The sequence below is a fragment of the Streptomyces sp. CC0208 genome (genome assembly GCF_003443735.1).
In the GTDB taxonomy this organism is placed as follows: Bacteria; Actinomycetota; Actinomycetes; order Streptomycetales; family Streptomycetaceae; genus Streptomyces; species Streptomyces sviceus.
The window spans coordinates 1,467,013-1,483,773 of record NZ_CP031969.1; the positions used below are offsets into that span (position 1 = coordinate 1,467,013).

13 protein-coding genes are annotated in these 16,761 nt (G+C 69.7%); 6 read left to right on the forward strand and 7 right to left on the reverse strand.

Going from position 1 to position 16,761, the window contains the following annotated elements; genetic code table 11:
* Positions 1-5: 5 nt before the first annotated feature.
* On the reverse strand, positions 6-1,736 hold the full coding sequence (locus D1369_RS06755) for a glycoside hydrolase family 6 protein (RefSeq protein ID WP_007385904.1): 1,731 nt from the start codon (positions 1,734-1,736) through the stop codon (positions 6-8).
* A gap of 84 nt (positions 1,737-1,820) precedes the next feature.
* On the reverse strand, positions 1,821-3,299 hold the full coding sequence (locus D1369_RS06760; protein ID WP_007385903.1) for a cellulose binding domain-containing protein: 1,479 nt from the start codon (positions 3,297-3,299) through the stop codon (positions 1,821-1,823).
* Between the two features lie 253 nt (positions 3,300-3,552).
* On the opposite strand from D1369_RS06760, the gene D1369_RS06765 reads away from it, so the two are divergent.
* From D1369_RS06765 to D1369_RS06775, 3 genes are all read left to right on the forward strand, one after another.
* On the forward strand, positions 3,553-6,468 hold the full coding sequence (locus D1369_RS06765) for a glycoside hydrolase family 48 protein (RefSeq protein WP_007385902.1): 2,916 nt from the start codon (positions 3,553-3,555) through the stop codon (positions 6,466-6,468).
* Between the two features lie 266 nt (positions 6,469-6,734).
* A complete protein-coding gene (locus tag D1369_RS06770; RefSeq protein WP_007385901.1) occupies positions 6,735-9,404 on the forward strand; it encodes a cellulose binding domain-containing protein in 2,670 nt (889 codons plus the stop codon).
* A gap of 298 nt (positions 9,405-9,702) precedes the next feature.
* Positions 9,703-9,975 (forward strand): hypothetical protein, encoded by a 273-nt coding sequence (locus D1369_RS06775; protein WP_007385900.1) that lies wholly within the window; start codon positions 9,703-9,705, stop codon positions 9,973-9,975.
* Between the two features lie 49 nt (positions 9,976-10,024).
* On the opposite strand, the gene D1369_RS06780 is transcribed toward D1369_RS06775, so the two are convergent.
* Genes D1369_RS06780 through D1369_RS06795 form a run of 4 tightly spaced genes read right to left on the reverse strand, consistent with a single transcriptional unit; the run spans position 10,025 to position 13,360 of the window.
* The gene (locus D1369_RS06780) at positions 10,025-11,902 is read right to left on the reverse strand and encodes a rhamnogalacturonan lyase (protein WP_007385899.1); all 1,878 of its coding nucleotides are present in this window, start codon (positions 11,900-11,902) and stop codon (positions 10,025-10,027) included.
* 43 nt (positions 11,903-11,945) lie between these two features.
* Positions 11,946-12,248 (reverse strand): WYL domain-containing protein, encoded by a 303-nt coding sequence (locus tag D1369_RS06785; protein WP_342364946.1) that lies wholly within the window; start codon positions 12,246-12,248, stop codon positions 11,946-11,948.
* Positions 12,249-12,306: 58 nt separating this feature from the next.
* Positions 12,307-13,050, reverse strand: coding sequence for a class I SAM-dependent methyltransferase (locus tag D1369_RS06790; RefSeq protein ID WP_118082331.1), 744 nt, complete (start codon positions 13,048-13,050; stop codon positions 12,307-12,309).
* A gap of 4 nt (positions 13,051-13,054) precedes the next feature.
* Positions 13,055-13,360, reverse strand: coding sequence for a 4a-hydroxytetrahydrobiopterin dehydratase (locus D1369_RS06795; RefSeq protein ID WP_118082332.1), 306 nt, complete (start codon positions 13,358-13,360; stop codon positions 13,055-13,057).
* Positions 13,361-13,581: 221 nt separating this feature from the next.
* Here D1369_RS06795 and D1369_RS06800 point away from each other — a divergent pair, with 221 nt between their 5' ends.
* A complete protein-coding gene (locus D1369_RS06800) occupies positions 13,582-14,406 on the forward strand; it encodes a helix-turn-helix transcriptional regulator (protein WP_007385896.1) in 825 nt (274 codons plus the stop codon).
* Here the strand turns inward: D1369_RS06800 and D1369_RS06805 are convergent.
* Positions 14,388-14,813 carry a hypothetical protein gene (locus D1369_RS06805; protein ID WP_007385895.1) on the reverse strand — a complete coding sequence of 142 codons (426 nt, stop codon included), beginning with the start codon at positions 14,811-14,813 and terminating at the stop codon, positions 14,388-14,390. The two genes, D1369_RS06800 and D1369_RS06805, sit on opposite strands and share 19 nt — an antisense overlap.
* A gap of 229 nt (positions 14,814-15,042) precedes the next feature.
* Here D1369_RS06805 and D1369_RS06810 point away from each other — a divergent pair, with 229 nt between their 5' ends.
* Complete coding sequence (locus tag D1369_RS06810) at positions 15,043-15,906, forward strand: helix-turn-helix transcriptional regulator (protein ID WP_007385894.1); 864 nt, start codon at positions 15,043-15,045, stop codon at positions 15,904-15,906.
* A gap of 49 nt (positions 15,907-15,955) precedes the next feature.
* A complete protein-coding gene (locus tag D1369_RS06815; protein ID WP_007385893.1) occupies positions 15,956-16,756 on the forward strand; it encodes an SAM-dependent methyltransferase in 801 nt (266 codons plus the stop codon).
* The last annotated feature ends 5 nt before the right edge of the window (positions 16,757-16,761 follow it).

Genomic DNA, 16,761 nt, shown 5'->3' on the forward strand with positions numbered 1-16,761 from the left:
CCCGGCTAGAGCGCGGGATACGCGTTCTTCATGAGCTCCTGGAACTGCGCCGAGAACCAGTGCCCCGACAGCGGGGCGTTCGGCAGCGCACCGGACATGTTGTTGTTGTTCCGCGGGTTGCCGGTGTACGTCGGGTCGCACATCCGGTCGAAGCCCTTGCCCTCGTCGTTCGGGACGGCCGAGCTGGCCCCGTCCGACTCGCCCGGAGGCTTGATCCACACGTAGGCGTCGATGCCGGCGGCCGGGCTGGCCTTCGGGCGCTCACCGAGACCGGCGCCGGACTGGTTGCACCAGTTGCCGGTGTTGATGCGCCGGTCGATGCGACCGCCGTTGACGTAGGTGTCCACGTCCGTCATGGCGCCCGGACCGGTCGGCCGGGCGGTGCCGCCCCAGCCGTTACGGGAGGTGTCGATCAGCATGCCGACGCCCGAGGGGAAGCCCTGGTTCACGGCCTCCTGCCGGAATGCCTGGGCGTAGGAGAGCTCGTCGACGTAACGGTTCCAGTCCACCCACTTCGACTCGCGCACGGACTTGCCGTTCACGGAGTCGTTGATGGTGAAGTACTGCTCCTTCAGCGCGCTGTAGTTGGCGGTGTTGGTGATGAAACCGGTCACGTCGTTGAGGGTGGCGCCTTCGGCGGTCGCGGCCTGCTTGATCGTCTGGATGCTCGGCTTGAAGTTGTCGTCCCAGCCGAGCCAGCCGTGGTGCCCGGCGTCCACGTAGTTGTAGACGTTGGGAGCGTCACCGAGCTTGTTCAGCGCGTAGCCGACACCCTTGACGTAGTTGCCGTTGGCCTTCATCGCGTCGCAGTTCGGGGTGGCGGTGGCCCGCGGCGAGACGTTGGTGACCAGGTTCGGCAGCGAGTCGAGCTCGACCGTGTTGACGAGCCGCAGCGAGGCGTACTTCGGGTCGGCGAGGATCGCGGCGATCGGGTCGATGTACTGCGTCTTGTACTTGTCGATCTCCGTCGGGCCCAGTTCGCCGTTGGAGGCGAGGGCCGAGCAGTCGCGTCCGGGCAGGTCGTAGATGACCAGCTGGACGACGAGCTCTCCCGAGCCCTTCTGTTTCAGCGCCTCGTCGAGATGGGCGCGCAGGCCCATCTTGCCGCCGGTGCCGTTGATCGATGCGATCCGGTCCAGCCACACGCCGGTGGGCTGGTTGGAGATACGGCTGCCGCCCGGCTCCGCGGCGGCGTTGGCGGACCACTCGGGGTTCACGTACACCTTGGCGCCCGCGTACGGGTTGTCGACCCGGGTGCCGGGGGTACCGGGGTCGGTCGGGCCCGGGTCGGTGGGGCCCGGGTCGGTCGGGCCGCCGCCGTCGACGTTGCAGGTCACCCCGTCGAGGGTGAAGGTGGCCGGGACGGCGTTGGTGCCGCTGTAGCTGCCTTGGAAGCCGAAGCTGACCGAACCGCCGGTGGCGAGCGTGCCGTTGTAGGACTCGTTGGCGGCGGTGACGGCCGTTCCGCTCTGGCTGATCTTGGAGTTCCAGAAGTTGGTGACCTTCTGGTTTCCGGCGTACGCCCACTTCAGCGACCAACTCGACTTCGCGGTCGTGTTGTTGGTGATCGTGACGGCGGCGGTGAAGCCGGTGTCCCACTGGTTCTGCACCTTGTAGTCCACGGTGCAGGGGACGGCGGCGATGCCGGCGTCCCCGGGGGCCACGGCTAACGCGGTCCCGGAGGCCCCGGCGACGAGCGCCAGGGCAGCGAGGAGTGCTGTTCTCGTACGGCTCATGAGTGCGGGTTTCCTTCTCGTTCGCGGGTGTTGTCCGTCCAGCGGGTGCTGTCCGCCCGGCCGGTGCTGGCCGCCCGGCGGGCGCTATCCGTTCAGGGCGCGCAGATGGTCACGCAGCCCGGTGCCGAACGCTGTGGGTGTGCCGTCGTAGCCGCTGATCAGGGACGGTCCGGAGGAGCAGTCCCAGGTGTTCCAGGTCCAGCCGAGGTACGACAGGCCACGGTCGTCGAACCACTTCATGACCTGGTCGATGAATCCGTGCGCGCAGGTGTTCTCGCCGATCTCCCCCGCCACGAGGGGGACCTGGGCGGCCACCGGGGCGAGTGTGGAGTTCCAGCAGCCGGCGTTGGAGCAGGAGTTGAAGTTGTACACGTGCCAGGCGGCGGCGAGATTGCCCGCCGGGTCGGCCGGCTTGTACGTCAGCCACTGGCTGAGGTCGTTCGAGTAGGCGATCCCGCCGACCAGGAGCAGGTTGGTCGCGCCGGTGCCCCGGACGCTGTCGACGAGATCCTGCATACCGGCGACCTCGTACCCGATGCCCGGGCACTTGCCGCCGTCCCGCCAGCACTGCCACGCCTGGGTGGCCGTGGAGGTGGCGCGGTCCGGGTAGGGCTCGTTGAACAGGTCGAAGACCACGGTGCGGTCGCTCTTGAAGGTGTTGGCCACCGAGGCCCAGAAGGCGGGCGTGTACTGCATGTCGGGCATCGGCTTCTGACAGGTGGCGTGCACGTCGGAGCAGCCGGCGGAGTTGCCGGTGTACTGCCCGTGGGTCCAGTGCAGTTCGACCACGGGTGTCATGCCGTGGGCCTTGACCCTGGCGACCAGGTCCTTGACGGCGTTGATGTAGTTCGCCCCGGCGTAGGCCGGGTCGATGTGGGACAGGCCCAGCCAGCACTCCTCGTTGAGGGGAACGCGGACCGCGTTGGCCTTCCAGTCGGCGATCGCCTTGACGGAGGCGTCGTCGACCGGGCCGTCGAAGATGCCGCGGCCCTGGACGCACATGAACTCGCCACCGGACCGGTTCACCCCGAGCAGCCGACGGGTGGCGCCGCCCGCGTCCACGAGTTTGTTGCCGGAGACCCGGAGCGCGGGAGGTGTGCCGTCTCCGGAATCCGACGGAGGGTCCGTGGGATTCGGTGTGGGTTCGGTGGCCGTGTTGCAGCTGGTGCCGTTGAGCTTGAACGAGGTCGGTACGGCGTTGCTCCCGGACCGGGACGCGATGAATCCGGCGCTGACGCTCGCTCCGGTGGCCAGGGAGCCGTTGTAGCTCTCGTTGGCCGCGGTGACCGTCGTGCCGGACTGGGACCATTTCGCGTTCCAGCCCTGGGTGAGCTTCTGACCGCCGGCGAAGTCGAAGGTGAGACTCCAACTGCTCACGGCGGCCGTGTTGTTGGTGATGCTCACGGAGCCCTGGAAGCCGCTGCCCCACTGGCTGGTGACGGAGTACTCCACCGAGCAGGCAGGGGCGGCGCCGGACGCCGTGACCACCGGAACCGTCACGGACCCGATGAGGGCGACCGCGCCGGCAACGGCTTGGAGAACTGAACGCGGGGGGTGTCGCATGAGCGACTCCTTGCAGATCAGCGCGCCGTTGCGGACGCGTCGACTGACGGAATCGCTCCCACTGGTGCCAAGGAAGGTAGCGCCAAGTGACGGCAAAGAACAGAGGGGTCACTTGACTTTTCCCGAGCCCCGTTCGTCGAATCTTTTCGACTCTTCAAGCACCTTGACCCCTTGAACACACGTCCCCACTATGGGAGCGCTCCCACTGGTTCAAGCCTTGACTTCTCCGAGCCGCACCAAGGAGGAACCAGCAATGCCCCCCACCAGGAGACGCCGGACCGTCCGGCGATTGTGGACCGCTGTCGTGGCGGCCATGGCACTGCCGTTCGCAATGCTGAGTGCGGCTTCAACTCCCGCACAAGCAGCGTCAGTTCAGTGCAGTGTCGACTACAAGACCAACGACTGGGGTTCCGGTTTCACCGCGGATCTGACGATCACCAACCGCGGCACGGACGCCATCAACGGCTGGACCCTGACCTACGCCTACGCGGGCAACCAGAAGCTGAGCAACGGCTGGAACGGCACCTGGTCCCAGACCGGCCAGGCGGTCACGGTCAAGAACGCCACGTACAACGCGAACATCGCCGCAGGCGCCGCCGTCACCACCGGGGCGCAGTTCACCTACAGCGGCAGCAACGCGGCCCCGACGAACTTCGCGATCAACGGCACCAGTTGCACCGGCGCCCACCAGCCGCCGATCACCGTGCTGACCAGCCCCGCAGCGGGCGCGGTCTACACCCAGGGCACCGCGGTGCCCCTGGCGGCGACAGCCGCGGCTGCGGACAGCGCCACCATCAGCAAGGTGGAGTTCTACGACAACACCACGCTGCTCGGCACGGACACGACCTCGCCGTACTCGCTCTCGGTCTCAAGCTTGACCGTGGGCAGTCATTCGCTGCTCGCCAAGGCGTACGACAGCCTGGGCGCGTCCGGTGAGTCGACGCCCGTCGGCATCACGGTCGCCTCGGGGCCCGCGGTCGTCGCCTCGGCCACCCAACTGGCCGTCCAGCAGGGCAAGACGGGCACGTACACGGTGAAGCTGTCGACGCAGCCGAGCGCGAACGTGACGGTGACGACGGCTCGCGCGAGCGGCAACACCGGCCTGTCGGTGACCGGCGGTGCCTCGCTCACCTTCACGCCGTCGAACTGGAACACCGCGCAGACGGTGACGATCACCGGCAACGCCTCCGGCACCGGGGCCGCGACCTTCGAGTCGACGGCCACCGGCCACGCCAAGGCCTCGGTGACGGTCACCCAGATCGCCGCGACGGGCACCTACAACGCCCGTTTCCTGGATCTGTACGGCAAGATCACCAACCCGGCGAACGGCTACTTCTCCCCCGAGGGCATCCCCTACCACTCGGTCGAGACGCTGATCGTCGAGGCGCCGGACTACGGCCACGAGACCACGTCGGAGGCGTACAGCTACCTCCTGTGGCTGCAGGCCATGTACGGCAAGGTCACCGGTGACTGGTCCAAGTTCAACGGGGCCTGGGAGATCATGGAGAAGTACATGATCCCCACGCACGCCGACCAGCCGACCAACTCCTTCTACAACGCTTCCAAGCCGGCCACCTACGCGCCCGAGCTGGACACCCCGAACGAGTACCCTGCGAAGCTGGACTCCTCGGTCTCGGTGGGCTCCGACCCGCTCGCCGGTGAACTGAAGAGCGCGTACGGCACGGACGACATCTACGGCATGCACTGGCTGCAGGACGTCGACAACGTCTACGGCTACGGCAACTCGCCCGGCAAGTGCGAGGCGGGACCCACGGACACCGGACCGTCGTACATCAACACCTTCCAGCGCGGCGCGCAGGAGTCGGTGTGGGAGACGGTGCCGCAGCCGACGTGTGACGCCTTCAAGTACGGCGGCAAGAACGGCTACCTGGACCTGTTCACCGGTGACTCCTCCTACGCCAAGCAGTGGAAGTTCACCGACGCCCCGGACGCCGACGCGCGGGCCGTGCAGGCCGCCTACTGGGCCGACATCTGGGCCAAGCAGCAGGGCAAGGGCTCCGACGTCTCCGCGACCGTGGGCAAGGCCGCGAAGATGGGCGACTACCTGCGCTACGCCATGTACGACAAGTACTTCAAGAAGATCGGCAACTGCGTCGGGCCGTCCACCTGTGCGGCCGGCACCGGCAAGGACGCCTCGATGTACCTGCTGTCCTGGTACTACGCGTGGGGCGGCGCCACCGACACCTCGGCGGGCTGGGCCTGGCGCATCGGCTCCAGCCACGCGCACGGCGGCTACCAGAACCCCATGGCCGCGTACGCGCTGAGCTCCGTCGCCGACCTCAAGCCCAAGTCGGCCACGGGCGCGGCGGACTGGAACACCTCACTTGGTCGGCAGCTGGAGTTCTACCGCTGGCTGCAGTCCGACGAGGGTGCCATCGCGGGTGGTGCGACCAACAGCTGGGCGGGCCGCTACGCGCCTCCCCCGGCCGGGAAGTCGACGTTCTACGGCATGTACTACGACGAGCAGCCCGTCTACCACGACCCGCCCTCCAACCAGTGGTTCGGCTTCCAGGCCTGGTCGATGGAACGGGTGGCCGAGTACTACCAGCAGACGGGCAACGCGCAGGCCAAGGCGGTCCTCGACAAGTGGGTCAAGTGGGCGCTGTCCAAGACCACGATCAACCCGGACGGCACCTACCGGATCCCCGCCACGCTCCAGTGGTCGGGCCAGCCCGACACCTGGAACGCGTCAAGTCCCGGCGCCAACAGCGCACTTCACGTCACCGTCGCCGACTACACCAACGACGTCGGCGTGGCCGCCGCGTACGCCAAGACCCTGAGCTACTACGCCGCCAAGTCCGGTGACACGGCGGCGAAGACGACGGCCAAGGCGCTCCTGGACGGCATGTGGACCAACTACCAGGACAGCCTGGGCATCGCGGTGCCGGAGGACCGGACGGACTACAACCGGTTCGACGACTCGGTGTACGTCCCCAGCAGCTTCAGCGGCACGATGCCGAACGGGGACACCATCAACTCCTCGTCGACCTTCGAGTCCATCCGGTCCTTCTACAAGAACGACCCGGCCTGGTCGAAGATCCAGGCATATCTGAAGGGTGGCGCGGTGCCGTCGTTCACGTACCACCGGTTCTGGGCCCAGGCGGACATCGCCCTGGCCATGGGCTCGTACGCGGAGCTTCTCGAATAACCAGCCCCCGCCGAGCGCTCCGCGGGTTGGACCGTTGTCGACTGCGGGTCCGTTGTGGCTTGTCGCGCAGTTCCCCGCGCCCCTGAAGGGGCGCACCAGGCACCGTTCCTTCCTTGGAACCGCTCGAAGGCTCCGTGTATGAGGTCCCGCCACCGGACGGCGGGGCCGACCGGCCGGGCGGCCCCCTCCCGCACTGGGGGTCGCCCGGCAGCTCTCGCGCCACATGGAAAGCGCTTGCCCTCCCCCACCCGGGAAAGGACCCTCCCGTGCGAAGAACCCGCATCCTCACGGCCGTGCTCGCGCTCGCGGCCGGGCTGCTCGCCGGCACCCCACCCGCACTGGCGGCCGACAGCCCCGCGAAGGTCTCACTGGCCGCCGACACATACACCTGGAAGAACGCCCGGATCGACGTTGGCGGTTTCGTGCCCGGCATCGTCTTCAACCGCAAGGAGAAGAACCTGGCGTACGCCCGCACGGACATCGGCGGGGCCTATCGCTGGCAGGAGTCGACGAAGACGTGGACGCCGCTGCTGGACTCGGTCGGCTGGGACGACTGGGGGCACACGGGGGTGGTCAGCCTGGCCTCAGACTCCGTGGACCCGAACAAGGTGTACGCGGCGGTGGGGACGTACACCAACAGCTGGGACCCGAAGAACGGCGCGGTCATGCGGTCCTCGAACCGGGGCGCGAGCTGGCAGAAGACCGACCTGCCGTTCAAGCTCGGCGGCAACATGCCGGGGCGGGGCATGGGCGAGCGGCTGGCGGTCGACCCGAACAGGAACAGCGTGCTGTATCTGGGCGCGCCGAGCGGCAAGGGGCTGTGGCGGTCCACGGACTCCGGGGTGAGCTGGTCGCAGGTGGCGAACTTCCCCAACGTCGGCAACTACCAGCAGGATCCGAGCGACACCAGCGGCTACGCCAGTGACAACCAGGGCGTCGTCTGGGTGACCTTCGACGAGTCGACGGGGACGTCCGGGAACGCCACGAAGACGGTCTACGTCGGGGTCGCCGACCTGCAGAACTCGGTGTACCGCTCGACGGACGCGGGCGCGACCTGGACGCGGCTCGCCGGCCAGCCGACGGGCTACCTGGCCCACAAGGGCGTCCTGGACGCGGCGGGCGGCTACCTGTATCTCTCCTACAGCGACAAGGGCGGTCCGTACGACGGCGGCAAGGGCCAGGTGTGGCGGTACGCGACGGCGACCGGCACCTGGACGAACATCAGCCCGGTCGCGGAGGCCGACACCTACTACGGCTTCAGCGGACTGACGGTGGACCGGCAGAAGCCCGGCACGGTGATGGCGACGGCGTACAGCTCATGGTGGCCGGACACCCAGATCTTCCGGTCCACCGACAGCGGCGCGACCTGGACGAAGGCGTGGGACTACTCGTCGTACCCCAACCGCGCGAACCGCTACACCATGGACGTCTCCTCGTCCCCGTGGCTCACCTGGGGCGCGAATCCGTCGCCGCCCGAACAGGCGCCGAAACTCGGGTGGATGACCGAGTCGCTGGAGATCGACCCGTTCAACTCGAACCGCATGATGTACGGGACGGGGGCGACGCTCTACGGCACGGAGAACCTCACGAACTGGGACTCCGGCGGCCAGTTCACCATCAAGCCGATGGTCCAGGGCCTGGAGGAGACGGCGGTTCTCGACCTGGCGTCGCCGCCCTCGGGCGCCCCGCTGCTGAGCGCGCTCGGCGACATCGGCGGCTTCCGCCACACGGACCTCACCAAGGTCCCGTCGATGATGTTCACGTCCCCGAACTTCACCACGACCACCAGCCTGGACTTCGCCGAGACGAACCCGAACACGGTGGTGCGGACGGGCAATCTGGACTCGGGTCCGCACATCGCGTTCTCGACGGACAACGGCGCCAACTGGTTCGCGGGAACCGACCCTTCGGGTGTCAGCGCCGGCGGGACGGTGGCCGCCGCCTCGGACGGCAGCCGGTTCGTGTGGAGCCCGGACGGCACGGGTGTGCAGTACACGACGGGCTTCGGCTCGTCCTGGTCGGCGTCGAGCGGCATCCCGGCCGGGGCGATCGTGGAGTCGGACCGGGTCGACGCGAAGACCTTCTACGGCTTCAAGTCCGGCAAGTTCTACGTGAGCAAGGACGGCGGGGCGACGTTCACGGCGTCCGCGGCGAGCGGACTGCCGAGCGGTGACAGCGTGCGCTTCAAGGCGCTGCCGGGCGTGAAGGGTGACGTGTGGCTGGCGGGCGGGGCGACCGACGGGGCGTACGGCCTGTGGCACTCCACGGACGGCGGCACGAGCTGGACGAAGCTCTCGAACGTCGACCAGGCCGACGCGATCGGCTTCGGGAAGGCGGCGACCGGGGCGTCGTACCAGACGCTCTACACCAGCGCGAAGATCGGTGGCGTCCGTGGCGTCTTCCGCTCCACGGACAAGGGAGCGAGCTGGACCCGTATCAACGACGACGCCCACCAGTGGGCTTATACCGGCGCGGCGATCACCGGTGATCCGCGGGTGTACGGCCGGGTGTACGTCTCGACCAACGGCCGGGGCGTGATCTACGGAGACTCGTCCGACACCAGCGGCGGAGGCGGCGGCACCGACCCGACGGACCCGCCCGATCCCACACCGACGGGCGCCTGCGCGGTGACGTACAAGATCACCAACCAGTGGTCGGGCGGTTTCCAGGCGGACGTCCGGCTCAGCAACACGGGCTCGAGTGCCTGGACCGGCTGGGCACTCGGCTGGACCTTCCCCAACGGCCAGACGATCTCCCAGACCTGGAACGCCGAGTCCACCCAGTCGGGCTCGACGGCGACGGCGAAGAACGTCGGCTGGAACGCCAACGTGGCGGCGGGCTCGTCGGTGAGCTTCGGCTTCACGGGCAGCTGGTCGGGGACGAACGGCAGACCGACGGCGTTCACACTGGGCGACCAGAACTGCACGATCGCCTGACCTGAGCGTCGAGGGCGCGTACCGCACCTGGTACGCGCCCTTTTTCCTCCGCCGCCCGGCTTCGGGCCACCGCCCGTTCCGCCCGCGCCCCGGCCCGGCTGGGCCCGCAAGCGGGTGCTCATCCCCGTCGCCGTGGGCATCCTGCTCCTCGTGTGGGTATCGGGCCGCGGGCAACGGCGACGACGGCAAGAAGACCGCCGCCCAGCCCGCCCCGACCGTCACCAGGACGGCCACGGCGAAGGCGAAGGCCGAGGCGGACACGGCCGACAGCGCCGACACCGCCCCCAGCGGCAAGGCGGTGTTCAAGGTGTGGGGCTCCGCGCCCGCGGGCGTCGACATCACCTACGGCAGCGATGGCACCAACCTCCAGGGCAAGGGGCTGCCGATGGAGAAGACACTGAGCGTCGACGACGGCGCCCTCTACTACCAGGTGACCGCCGAGCTCATGGGCGGCGGGGACGTCCAGTGCTCGGTCACCATCGACGGCGAGACGAAGAAGGGCCGGGCCAAGGGCGGCTACACCATCTGTTCCGCGCGGCTCAACAGCGATTTCAGCGGCGGCTTCAGCTAGCCGCCCAGGTGGGTGCGTGCTCCCCCGAGGCGCACGCATCCACCCTCGGTCACGGCGTGTACACCGTCGGCCGAGGCGCCGTCGCCATCCCGTTGCCGAGGAAGAAGCTCGGGTGCGGGGGCTGGTTGTAAGCGGTGTTCTGCCAGGCCAGGCCGGTGCGGTACATCGTGTCGTGGAGCAGGGTCGTGATCTTCGTCGACGTCTCGATCGGGGTCGAGTAGATCCGCAGCGCCTTGTTGTCCGACGTCGGCCAGACGACCTCCTCGCGCCAGTCGCCGAGGATGTCGCCGGACAGCGACGGGGTCGCCTTGGTGCCGTTGTTGGAGTGGACCGACGCTCCGGTCAGGAGGCGGGTGTCCGAGGAGGTGCCGTACTTGTCGATATGGGTGCCGTCGAGGAGTTCACGGACCGTGTCGCCGTCCCACCAGGACAGGAAGTTCACCGAGGACGGTTCGCGGCCCTTGGTGGCACCGGCCTCGTCGCGGATCGAGGTGTCGGAGGCCGACCAGACCTCGGCCCCGTCGTTGCCCGCCCAGATGTCACCGGCCACGCCACGGCCGTTGTCGCAGCACGCGGCCAGTTTCCAGTTCACGGTGCCGTTCGCCGGGTTGATGTACAGCTCCGCCGGCTGGGACGACGACTCGGAGACCTTGAAGTACTCCAGGCCCGCGTGGGAGGGGTCGAGGTCGCCGAGGTGCTGGGCGTCGCCGTGCCCGGTCTTCGTCGTCCACAGCCCGTTGCCGTTGTCGTCGACCGCCATCGCCCCGTAGACGATCTCGTCCTTGCCGTCCCCGTCCACGTCCCCGACGGACAGGCTGTGCGAGCCCTGGCCGTCGTAGCCCTTGCCGCTGTTGGTCGAGGAGTTGGTGTCGAAGGTCCAGCGGCGGGTGAAGGCACCGCCTCGCCAGTCCCAGGCCGCGATCACCGTACGGGTGTAGTAGCCGCGGGCCATGACGAGGGAGGGACGCGTCCCGTCCAGGTACGCCGTCCCCGCGAGGAAGCGGTCGACCCGGTTGCCGTACGAGTCGCCCCACGACGACACCGTGCCGCGCGCCGGGACGTAGTCGACGCTCTGCATCGCCTTGCCGGTCTGCCCGTTGAACATCGTCAGGTACTCGGGGCCGGAGAGGACATAGCCGCTGGAGTTGCGGTGGTCGGCCGACGAGCTGCCGATCACCGCGCCCGTGCCGTCGACCGTGCCGTCCGCCGTCTTCATCGCGACCTCGGCCTTGCCGTCGCCGTCGTAGTCGTACGCCTGGAACTGCGTGTAGTGCGCGCCGGAACGGATGTTGCGGCCCAGGTCGATCCGCCACAGCCGGGTGCCGTCGAGCTTGACGCCGTCCAGGATCGTGTTGCCGGTGTAGCCGGACTGGGAGTTGTCCTTGGCGTTGGTCGGCTGCCACTTGAGGACGAAGTCCAGTGCCCCGTCGCCGTCGAGGTCGGCGACGGACGCGTCGTTGGCCTCGTAGGTGTAGGCGACGCCGTCGGGGGTCGTGCCGCCGGCCGGCGGGCTGATGGGCACGTCCTTGTAGCCGGTGCGGAGTTGGACCGCGTGCACCGAGTCGGCCTGCTCGACACCGCCGACGACCGCGCGGACCGTGTAGTCGGCCTCGGCGGGCGCGCCGGAGTGGAACCAGTTCGTGGAGCCGGTGACCGGGGCCGAGTTGACCTTGGTGCCGGCGCGGTAGACGTTGAAGGACACGTCGTTGGGGTCGGTGCCGAGCCAGCGCCAGCTGACCAGGTTGCCGCTGGCGGTGTGGACGCTGACGACGCCCCGGTCGAGCTTCTCGACCTGGCGGGCGGTGGCGGCCTCGGCGGAGCCGGGGGTCAGGACGGTGAGTCCGGCGGCCACGAGGGCCGCGGCGCCGGTCACCGCCGAGAGGACGGCTCGGCGTCTGCGGTGCGGGCGGGGGTGCGGGTGCTGCACGGGTGAACCTCCGTAGCTGTGCGGGCGGACGGGTTCCACCCCCTCAGTCGCCGCACGGGGAAGCCGAGTTGCCGTATCTTTCGGCCAGTTCGGAGATCGTTCGCGCCATCCGTGCGCGCAGCTCGGCGGGTTCCAGCACCTCGATGTCGGCGCCCAGGCGCAGGAACTCGCCCTGTGCGTGCCCGAGGGACTCGATGGGGACCCGGGCGAGGGTCCAGCCGTCGGAGTCGACGCACTCGTGGACCGCCCTCGGCAGCCGTACGCCCGGCGCCACCCGCACGACCGCCTCGCCCCGGTACAGCCGGTCGAAAAAGTCCCGCTGGTAGGCCGTCCAGTATGCGGCCAGGTCGAAATCCCCTGGCCGGGTGAACTCCTCACCTGGGTGACCAACTGGACCATGGACTTCAGCCGGCCTTCCGGAACGACCGGACGCTGAACACCGGGTCGGGGCGCGGGAGTTCCTGGTCCGGGAGCTTCTCCAAGCGCTCGGCGAACCGTTCGGTGAGCGGGTCGCCGGGCGGCAGCCGGGTGAACCAGCCGCGCCGCAGGTCGGCGGCGGTGTGCCGGGGACTGCGGCCCTGACCGCGGCCCGGGAAGCGGGCCTGGCCTGCCGGACGCAGGAGGTGGGCGGCGGCGTACGACTCGACGAGCGGTGCCGCGTCCGGGGCCGGGCGGCGCGGGCGCGGGGCGAGGACGGCGTCGATGTCGCTGCCCACGTCATGGGCGGCGGCCTTGTCGACGGTGGTGACGTACCCCCCGCCCGGCCTCAGGACCCGGGCACACTCGGCGACCACGGTCCGCACGTCCTCGGGCCGGTCCAGGAGGTGCAGCAGCCACACGCTGGTGACGGCGTCGAACACCGCGTCGGGGAACGGCAGCGCCCGGCCGTCGGCGAGCACGATCGCACCGGGCAGCCGTACGGCGGCCATGCGGGCCATGCCGTACGTCAGGTCGGCGCCCGTGACCCGGGCCGCGGGCCGGGCGGCGGCGAGCCTGCGGGTGACGATCCCGGTGCCGCAGCCCACGTCGAGGAGGCGCCGGGTGTCCGGCGGGATCAGGCCGAGCACGGCGTCGGCGGCCGCGGCGGCCCTGGGCTCGCCGCCGCGGGTGATGTCGTAGGCGCCGGCCTCCTTGTCGTAGTCGAGCACGGGCTCACTGGGCTCCGTGACCGGCGGCGAGCGCCTCCACCCGCTGCGCGAGCTGGAAGTCCTTCTCTGTGAGGGCGCCGCCCGCGCTGTGCGTGTGCACGGACAGCGCCACCGTGTTGTAGCCGAGGGTGAGGTCGGAGTGGTGGTCGAGCTCCTCCTGGACCTGGGCGACGTGGACGACCATCGCCGTGGCGGCGAAGTGGGTGCCGAGGCGGTACGAGCGGGTGAGCCGGCCGTCGGCGACGGACCAGCCCGGCAGCTCCGCGAGCCGGTCCTCGATCTCCTTCTGCGACAGGGGTTCGACGGGCATGGCCTCGCTCCTTCCTGGGGGTCGGAATGTCTTCAGCGTCCCACAGCTGAGCCGCTGCGGCCCTGGTCAGAAGGGTTCCCGGTGGTCAGCCGGGGACACCTGCGCCCATAAGGTCACCGGCGAGCGCGACGGTCCGGGCTCCCCGGCCTCGGCCTGCCGGACACCTTCGTCGCCCCTCCACGGCCCGCTCGTCCACCCGCTCCTCGACTACGGTCGTACGTATGACGACCGTCCCCTCCGCCGCAGCCTCCCCCGCCGACCAGGGCGTCGGACCCCTCCTGCGCGCCTGGCGGGAGCAACGGCGGCTCAGCCAGCTGGAGTTGGCCCTGCGGGCGGACTCCAGTGCCCGGCACATCAGCTTCGTCGAGACCGGTCGCTCCCGGCCGAGCGAGGAGATGGTGCTCCGGCTCGCCGAGCATCTGGACGTCCCGGTGCGGGAGCGCAACGCGCTGCTGCTCGCGGCCGGTTACGCCCCGCGCTTCCCGGAGACCCCGCTGGACGATCCGGCCCTGGGCGCCGTGCGCGAGGGGATCGAGCGGCTCATCCAGGGGTACGAGCCCTACCCGGCCCTGGTGTTCGACGCCGCGTACCACGTCGTGGCCGCGAACCGGGGCATCATGATGCTGCTCGACGGCATCCCGGAGTCCCTGCTCCAGCCCCCGCTCAACACCATGCGGCTCACCCTGCACCCAAAGGGTCTCGCCCCGCGCATCCGCAACCTGCGGGAGTGGCGCGGCCATCTGCTGGAGCAGATGCGGCGGCAGATCGCCCTGCGCCGCTCGGAGTCGCTGCGGGCACTGTACGAGGAGGTGGCGGCGTACCCGGTGACGGTCTCCGGGACCGAGGACCGCCTCGAAGAGCCGGAGTCGGTACCGTACTTCGCGCTGCCGATGCGGATCGAGCACGAGGGGCGGACCCTGTCGTTCATCTCGTCCACGTCCACCTTCAACACCCCCATGGACGTGACCGTCTCCGAGCTGGCCATCGAGACGTTTCTCCCAGCCGACCCGGCGACGGCCAAGTACCTTCACGCACTGCTGCCCTGACGGGCCTTCGACGCGGCGTACTGGAGCAGTGCGAACCCGGCGACGGTGATCGCCTGCAGCACGGTCCACACCGCACCGGCCGTGCTCGGCGACAGCCACAGCCCGGGGGCGGCACAACTCACCGCGGCCCACAGCAGGTTGGCCTCGACCACGACACTCACGGCGAGTGCCCGCGGACGACTGCGCGAGGCGAGGACGCCCACGCCGACGCCGTAGGCCACGAGGAAGGCACCCAGTCCGAGCAGCAGCCCGGAGTCGATGCCCAGGAACCGGCCGACCGGTCCGGACCCGAGGAGGTACACGAGACCGTTCGCGCCGGTCACCGCCGCGTCCAGGGCGAGGAAGCGGCGCAGCATGGTGTGCGGGTCCGAGGTGCGGGCGAGCACGGCGAGCTGGGTCGCGGACATGATGAATCACCCTCCGTCGAGGTCGGAACGTCGAGGTCGGAACGAGGAAGCGGACAGCGGGCCCCGGACCGGAGTGCGCCGGCCCGGAACCCGTGCCCACCACGATCCCGGCCGCCGGGCCCCCGGTCGATTACGCGGGAGGTAAGGAAGGAAGCGGTCGTGACCGGTGAGACCGGCTCGGGAACATGGCACACTGCACGCAAGCTTCGACGCGTAGGGGAGGCGTGGCGTGAGTGAGCGGCGACCTGCGCCGACCGTGGGCCAGGTGGTGCTCGGCAGACGGCTTCAGGAACTGCGGGAGGCGGCCGGCCTCAAGCGTGAGGAGGCCGCGCAGGTACTGCGGGTGGCCCCCGCGACCGTACGGCGGATGGAAATGGCCGAGGTCGCCCTGAAGATCCCGTATGTCCAGGTGCTTCTGGAGACGTACGGGGTGCCCGTGGAGCAGGTCGAGACGTTCGTCCAGCTGGCCGAGGAGGCGAACAGACCGGGCTGGTGGCAACGGTTCCACGACGTGCTGCCCGAGTGGTTCAGCCTGTACGTGAGCCTGGAGGGCGCGGCCGGGATCATCCGCTCCTACGAGCCGCATTTCGTGCCCGGACTGCTCCAGACCGAGGCCTACGCGCGTGCCGTCATGGAGGCCGGGACGATCGGGCAGAGGGGTCCTGAGTCGGTGGAGCGGCATGTGTCGCTGCGCCTGGCCCGGCAGCGACTGCTGGAGCGCCCGAACGCGCCCCATCTGTGGGCGATCATGGACGAGACGGTGCTGCGCCGCCCGGTGAGCATCCGCTCCGAGGTGATGCGCGAACAGCTGGACAAACTCCTGGAGTTCGCCGAGCGGGACCGGGTCACGCTCCAGGTGTGCGAGTTCGAGGAGGGCCCGCACCCGGGGACGTACGCGCCCTTCTCGCTGTTCCGCTTCACCGAGCCGGAGCTGCCCGACCTGGTCTTCACCGAGTACCTGACCGGTGCGCTGTATCTCGACTCCCGCCAGGAGGTCGCCACGCACCTGGAGGTCCTGGACCACATGTCGGCGCGGGCCGCCTCGGCCGAGCGCACGAAGAAGCTGCTGCGGGAGCGCCGCGAGGACTTCTGAGCGGGAAGCACGACGCCACAGGGTCTCACCACAGGGGAGAAGACACCGCATGACCGGATCCGACGCCGCCGCCCCCGCCATCGACACCAGCAGGCCGCACCCGGCCCGGGTGTACGACTGGTGGCTGGGCGGCAAGGACAACTACCCGGTGGACGAGGAGCTGGCCCGCCGGATCCTCGCCGTGGACGGCACGGTGGTGCGCGGGGCACGCGCCAACCGGCGTTTCATGCACCGGGCGGTGCGGACGGCCGCGGAGGCCGGGATCCGCCAGTTCCTGGACATCGGCACCGGCATCCCCACCGAGCCCAACCTGCACCAGGTGGCGCAGGAGGTCGCCCCGGAGTCGAAGGTCGTGTACGCGGACAACGACCCGATCGTCCTCAGGCACGCGCAGGCCCTCCTGCACAGCACCCCCGAGGGCGCCACGAACTACGTCCACGCCGACGTCCGCCACCCGGACACCATCCTGCGGCTGGCCGCGGAGACTCTGGACTTCTCGCAGCCGATCGCGCTGTCCCTGGTGGCGCTCACCCACTACCTGGACGACGAGGCGTACGGGCTGCTCGAGCGGTACGTCGCCGAGCTCGCCCCGGGCAGCTTCGTGATCCTCTCCCAGGTCACGCCCGATCTGAGCCCCGCGGCCATCGAGAAGGCCGCCGAGCAGTTCCGCCGCAGCGGCACCCCCTTCTTCCCCCGTTCGCTCGCCGAGTTCTCCCGCTTCTTCGACGGCCTGGAGCTGCTCGGCCCCGGGGTGATCCCGGTGTCGGGCTGGCGCCCGGGCCCCGAGGACGTGGCGGCCCAGGCGGAGGGCATCGTGCCGGTGTACTCGGGGGTCGCCCGCAAGGTCTGACCCGG